This window comes from Halomonas sp. 3A7M (assembly GCF_014897875.1).
Lineage (GTDB): Bacteria > Pseudomonadota > Gammaproteobacteria > Pseudomonadales > Halomonadaceae > Vreelandella.
Window position 1 is genome coordinate 1 of the sequence record NZ_JABUZD010000121.1, and the last position, 5,382, is coordinate 5,382.

At 53.1% G+C, this 5,382-nt stretch carries 6 protein-coding genes; 5 read left to right on the forward strand and 1 reads right to left on the reverse strand.

Annotated features, from left to right (window positions below):
- Positions 1-113 precede the first annotated feature (113 nt).
- Positions 114-728, reverse strand: coding sequence for an ADP compounds hydrolase NudE (nudE, locus tag INT19_RS11490; RefSeq protein ID WP_193060828.1), 615 nt, complete (start codon positions 726-728; stop codon positions 114-116).
- A gap of 70 nt (positions 729-798) precedes the next feature.
- Here nudE and yrfG point away from each other — a divergent pair, with 70 nt between their 5' ends.
- From yrfG to msrB, 5 genes are all read left to right on the forward strand, one after another.
- Entirely contained in the window at positions 799-1,476 is a 678-nt protein-coding gene (yrfG, locus tag INT19_RS11495) for a GMP/IMP nucleotidase (RefSeq protein ID WP_095604556.1), read from the forward strand.
- Positions 1,476-1,865, forward strand: coding sequence for a ribosome-associated heat shock protein Hsp15 (hslR, locus tag INT19_RS11500; protein WP_193060829.1), 390 nt, complete (start codon positions 1,476-1,478; stop codon positions 1,863-1,865). Before yrfG ends, hslR begins: the two co-directional genes overlap by 1 nt.
- A 58-nt stretch (positions 1,866-1,923) precedes the next feature.
- Positions 1,924-2,799 (forward strand): Hsp33 family molecular chaperone HslO, encoded by an 876-nt coding sequence (hslO, locus tag INT19_RS11505; protein WP_120386642.1) that lies wholly within the window; start codon positions 1,924-1,926, stop codon positions 2,797-2,799.
- 310 nt (positions 2,800-3,109) lie between these two features.
- Positions 3,110-4,666 carry a phosphoenolpyruvate carboxykinase gene (locus tag INT19_RS11510; RefSeq protein WP_038486052.1) on the forward strand — a complete coding sequence of 519 codons (1,557 nt, stop codon included), beginning with the start codon at positions 3,110-3,112 and terminating at the stop codon, positions 4,664-4,666.
- Between the two features lie 142 nt (positions 4,667-4,808).
- Positions 4,809-5,306 (forward strand): peptide-methionine (R)-S-oxide reductase MsrB, encoded by a 498-nt coding sequence (msrB, locus tag INT19_RS11515; protein WP_193060830.1) that lies wholly within the window; start codon positions 4,809-4,811, stop codon positions 5,304-5,306.
- The last annotated feature ends 76 nt before the right edge of the window (positions 5,307-5,382 follow it).

Here is a 5,382-nt window from a genome sequence, read left to right on the forward strand (position 1 = left end):
CCTTTTGTGCTTGCAGACGAGGAGGAGTCCATATACGCGCTACATAACTTATTGAGTCCTTAGGTTTTGTAGTGCGGTGTAAGCGTCAGCGCACCCGCAAAAGCAGCGCGGCTTTACAACAAATCCATTGCGTTATTACGTTTCTCTTCGCGTAGCTTATCCCTTGCGATATAGAGCGCGGCTATGGCGCGGGCTTCGTGGAAGTCGTCACGTAATAGCAGTGCCGGCAGTTCTTCAATGGCATGGGTTTCGACAATCAACGGCTCTGGCTCGTCGCCCGGCAGGCGCTTGGGATAAAGATCGGTGGCGATGAGTACCTGCATGCGGTGGCGCATATAGTTAGGCGCAAGCGATAACTCCACCAGCGGTTCAATGCGATGCGCGCCAAAGCCGCACTCTTCCATTAGCTCGCGGTTGGCTGCAGTGACAATATCTTCGCCGGGATCAACTAGCCCCTTTGGCAACGTCAGCACATAATCTTCAAAGCCCGCCGCATATTCACGAATAAGCAGTACATGCTCTGGATCGGGCATGGCAATAATCATTACCGCGCCTCGGTCTGCGCCGGTTAAACGTTCAAACTGGCGCTCTTCACCATTAGAAAAGCGCAAGTCAAGCGACTCAATCTGGAATAAACGGCTTTTGGCGACGTTGGTTCGCGCCAAGATTTGCGGCTTTTTCAGGTAGTCATGTGGGGTATTGCCTGTTGAAGCGTCGTGGAGTGACATCATGCCTCCGTGGCTGCAAAAAACGGGTTACGCTACAATAGCATGCTTACTCTTTCATACTGGAGCGGCAATGATTGATTGGCGCGAGATTGATACTGTCCTACTCGATATGGATGGCACGCTGCTGGATCTGCACTTCGATAGCCATTTCTGGCTAGAGCACCTGCCAAAACGCTATGTTGAGCTTCATCAGCTAGACGCAGCGAGCCAAGAAGCGCTGCGTGCGCGCATTATCGGTGAACAGGGCACGCTGAACTGGTACAGCCTTGCGTACTGGAGCCGCGAACTTGGGGTGGATATCGTGGCGCTGAAACGCGAAGTACAGCACTTGATAGGCCTGCGTAGTGACGCACTAGACTTTTTAACCTGGCTGAAGCAAACCCACCCCCGTGTCATTCTAGCGACCAACGCAGACCGTGCCAGCCTCGCGCTAAAATTACCGCTGACAGGGTTGGAAAACTACCTCGACGCCATCATCTCATCAGAAGATGTGGGGGCTGCAAAAGAGGAGCAGGCTTTCTGGTTTGCGCTTCAAGAGCGAGAACCGTTTGATTCAGCGCGTACGCTGTTTATCGATGATAACGCACGCGTACTCGAAAGTGCCCGTGAGTTTGGTATTAAACACTTACTGGGTATTAAGCAGCCAAATAGCCAGCGGCCTGAAAAAGAACTGCAGGAGTTTATTGCCCTAGACCGGTTTGCCCAACTGCTGCCAGATAACCTGCCAGGGCAGCGAGGAGAGCGTTAATGAGCGACAGCGTTCGCTTGGATAAGTGGCTATGGGCCGCACGGTTTTTCAAAACCCGTGCCCTGGCTAAAAAAGCGATAGAAGGCGGTAAAGTTCACTATGACGGTGGCCGCGTCAAAACCAGCAAAAATGTCGAGCTGGGGGCGCTTATTCGCGTTCCCCAAGGGTGGGATATTTTTGAGGTGGAAGTGATTTCGCTTTCCGACCAGCGTCGCGGCGCGCCAGAAGCGCGTAAGCTCTACGCTGAAACCGAGGAAAGCGTGCAACGTCGAGCCAAAGAAGCTGAAGCTCGTCGTCTCATCAATGAAGCCATGCAGCACCCACTCAAACGCCCTGATAAAAAACAACGGCGTGATATCCAGCGCTTCCAGCGCCAACAGGGCGATTAAACACGCATTTATTCGTCATGGCGGTAAGCCTTCTCTCTACTTCTCCGGCGGTTTCCTTATGTCTGATCAAATCCAACGTTTTATGTTTGACCAAACCAACGTGCGTGGTGAAATCGTCACGCTCAGCACTGCCTATCATGAGGTGTTAGACCGTCACGCCTATCCACCAGCGGTTAATGAATTGCTGGGTGAGCTGCTGGCGGCGGTCGCTTTGCTAACGGACACGGTAAAACTAGACGGCACCTTAAGCATTGAAGTGCGTGGACGAGGCTCGCTTGCACTCTTAATGGCCGAGTCCAACCCCGGTGGTGAGCTGCGTGCGATCGCGCGAATCGCGGAAGACGCTGTGCTGCCCAGCGAACATGCCAGTTTCCGAGAGCTGGTGGGTGAAGGCCAAATTGTGATTACCCTAGATCCAAGGGAAGGGCATCGATATCAAGGTATTGTTGCGCTTGATCACGCTACCTTGGGGGGCTGCCTAGAAGCCTACTTTGGCCAATCAGAACAGTTGCCAACACGCCTTTGGCTCGCGGCTGACGGCGAGCGTGCAGGTGGGCTGCTGCTTCAGCGCCTGCCCGATGCCTCACAAAATCAAGATGTTGATGCTTGGGAGCGCAGCGTTCATCTCGCTGAAACCATTAAGGCTGAAGAGCTGCTGGGGCTGGAGCAGCGCGAAGTGCTGTATCGGCTCTATCACGAAGAGACGGTTAGAGTGTTCGAGCCGAAAGCACTACGCTTTGGTTGCACCTGCTCGCGGGAGCGAATGAGTCATGCGTTGTACACGCTTGGCGAACAGGAACTGCGCGATATTTTGCGTGAAGAAGGCGCAATCGATACGCAATGCCACTTTTGCCACACGAAATATCACTACACAGCAGCAGAGATTGAAATTTTATTAGAAAATCCGGACGCGCCACCCCCGGTGATTCATTGATTGTGTAGTCGCAGATGATGGCATGAGTATTGAAGTCGTATAGGTACCGCGCTAGTCATAGCAAAGCCTATAGGATGCCTGCCGAACGGTTGTTTGAAAATATACTGCGCTGCAACACAAAATGTAGTGTCATTGTAGTAGTTTAACTACAAGATATTTGATGAAAGCCCCCGTTTCCTGGGGGCTTTCTTTTTGCCATAATGCGCCGGACTTCAGCGCACTCAGCCCATGGTATTGGAAACAATAAGCGGCTGAGATGATTTCTCAAGGCGTCGTTGACGCCCGGTAAATTCGAGACCCAGGAATCGACATGACCACGACTCAAGCCGCTCCCCAAGCCCACGTTAATCTTAGCAGCGCCGAACTGATCGAGCGCGCCGTGGCCCGTGGTGAAGGCCGCCTGTCGGCTAACGGTGCGCTGGTGGTAAACACCGGTCTGCGCACAGGGCGTTCACCGAAAGATCGCTATATCGTCGACGAGCCCTCTACTCGCGATAGCATCGACTGGGGAAGCGTGAACCGCCCGTTTGATGCTGAGAAATTTTCAGCGCTGTGGGCACGTGTAGAAGACTATCTGGGTAGCGGTGAGCACTTCGTAGCCGAACTGCATGTCGGCAGTGATAACACACACTACTTGCCCGTTCGTGTTACCACAGAAACGGCTTGGCAAAACCTGTTTGGCCGCACCATGTTTGTGCGCCCGCAGGCATACAACACAGCAGTTAAAGATGAGTGGACGATTCTAAACGCCGCGGGCTTTGAGTGTGACCCCAGCCGCGACGGCACCAACTCTGATGGCTGTGTCATTATTAACTTTGCCGAGCGCAAAGTATTGATTGCTGGTATGCGCTATGCCGGTGAAATGAAGAAAGCAATGTTCTCTGTGCAGAACTACTTGTTGCCAGAAGCTGACGTTCTGCCGATGCACTGTTCTGCAAACGTTGGTGAAGACGGCGAAACCTGCCTGTTCTTCGGTCTTTCAGGTACGGGTAAAACCACGCTTTCCGCTGACCAAGCGCGCTACCTGATTGGCGATGATGAGCACGCGTGGGGCGACGGTATCGTCTTCAACATGGAAGGTGGCTGCTACGCTAAATGTATCGACCTTTCTGAGAAGAACGAGCCGGTTATCTGGAACGCGATTAAGTTTGGTACCGTACTGGAGAACGTTGTACTTGACGATCGTCGCGAGCCGGATTATGCCGACGATAGCCTGACCCAGAACTCTCGTGCCGCCTATCCGCTAGAGCACGTTGAAAAGCGTGTACCGGAGAACCTGGCTGGTGAGCCTAACGCTATCGTCTTCCTGACCTGCGATATGTCTGGCGTATTGCCGCCCGTATCGATTCTTTCCAAAGAAGCCGCCGCGTACCATTTCTTGTCAGGCTACACTGCGAAAGTGGGCTCTACCGAAATGGGTTCATCTGAAGGCTTGGCTGCTACATTCTCTACCTGCTTCGGTGCGCCATTCTTCCCGCGCCCTGCGCGTGAATACGCCGATCTGTTGATCAAGCGGGTAGATAAAAAAGATGCTCAGGTTTATCTCGTCAACACCGGTTGGACAGGTGGTGCCTACGGCGAAGGTGGCTCACGTTTCTCTATTCCGACTACTCGCGCCATCATCAGTGCTATTCAGTCCGGCGTGCTGCGTGATGTTGAAACCCAGCACATCGATGGCCTTAACCTTCAAGTGCCTGTAGCGGTGCCGGGTGTCGACTCTAGCCTGCTCAATCCTCGCGAAACGTGGGCTGACCAAGATGCCTACGATCGTCACCTGCAAGACCTTGCCACCAAATTCGTTGATAACTTTAAGAAGTTTGAAGGTGTTAACGAGGCAATTATCAAGGCGGGTCCGCAGTTAACCTGATATGTACGATAGGGTAAAGGTTGTCGAATGTTTGGATAACTAATCGAACGTTTGGACAGTCAAGTAGTCAAAACGGGATGGTGCTAAGGCGCCGTCCCGTTTTTATGTCTATGTCCTTGACGTGTTAAGGGGGAATGCGCAAATGAAGCGTCGTCACTTTTTGGGGCTTGCTGGACTAACCGGATTGGCAGGTGTTCTTCCTGGCGTCTCGTTTGGCTTTCCGCGATTAGACCTTAAAGCAGCCCCTGGCCTTGAAAAGCTTGAATTAAGCGAAGATGAATGGCGTGAACGCCTGACTGATGAAGCCTTCTACGTGCTCCGCGAAGAGGGAACTGAGCGCGCCTTTTCAAGCCCACTGGACGGAGAGGTTGGGGAAGGTGAGTACCGCTGTGCTGGGTGCGATCTTGTACTTTTCACCAGCGCGATGAAGTATGACTCTGGCACCGGTTGGCCCAGTTTTTTCGAGCATGTTGAGGGCCATTTGTTAAGCAAGTTGGATTTCAAACTGGTGTGGCCACGCACAGAATATCACTGCGCGCACTGCGGCGGTCATCAAGGTCATGTCTTTGGTGATGGTCCAGAGCCTACCGGCTTGCGCTGGTGCAACAACGGTGTAGCACTGCGGTTTGTGCCTGCATAAAACACTATCCGCGGGTGCCTCGTTTGCTCGTCCCTCGCGAGATTCGTTACCCAATGGGATGGACTCCTCCTCACCC

Coding starts and splice junctions, on each gene's coding strand:
- hslO (WP_120386642.1), top strand. CDS start 1,924: ATGTCTGATCAAATCCAACGTTTTATGTTTGACCAAACCAACGTGCGT.
- yrfG (WP_095604556.1), top strand. CDS start 799: ATGATTGATTGGCGCGAGATTGATACTGTCCTACTCGATATGGATGGC.
- nudE (WP_193060828.1), bottom strand. CDS start 728: ATGTCACTCCACGACGCTTCAACAGGCAATACCCCACATGACTACCTG.
- hslR (WP_193060829.1), top strand. CDS start 1,476: ATGAGCGACAGCGTTCGCTTGGATAAGTGGCTATGGGCCGCACGGTTT.
- msrB (WP_193060830.1), top strand. CDS start 4,809: ATGAAGCGTCGTCACTTTTTGGGGCTTGCTGGACTAACCGGATTGGCA.
- INT19_RS11510 (WP_038486052.1), top strand. CDS start 3,110: ATGACCACGACTCAAGCCGCTCCCCAAGCCCACGTTAATCTTAGCAGC.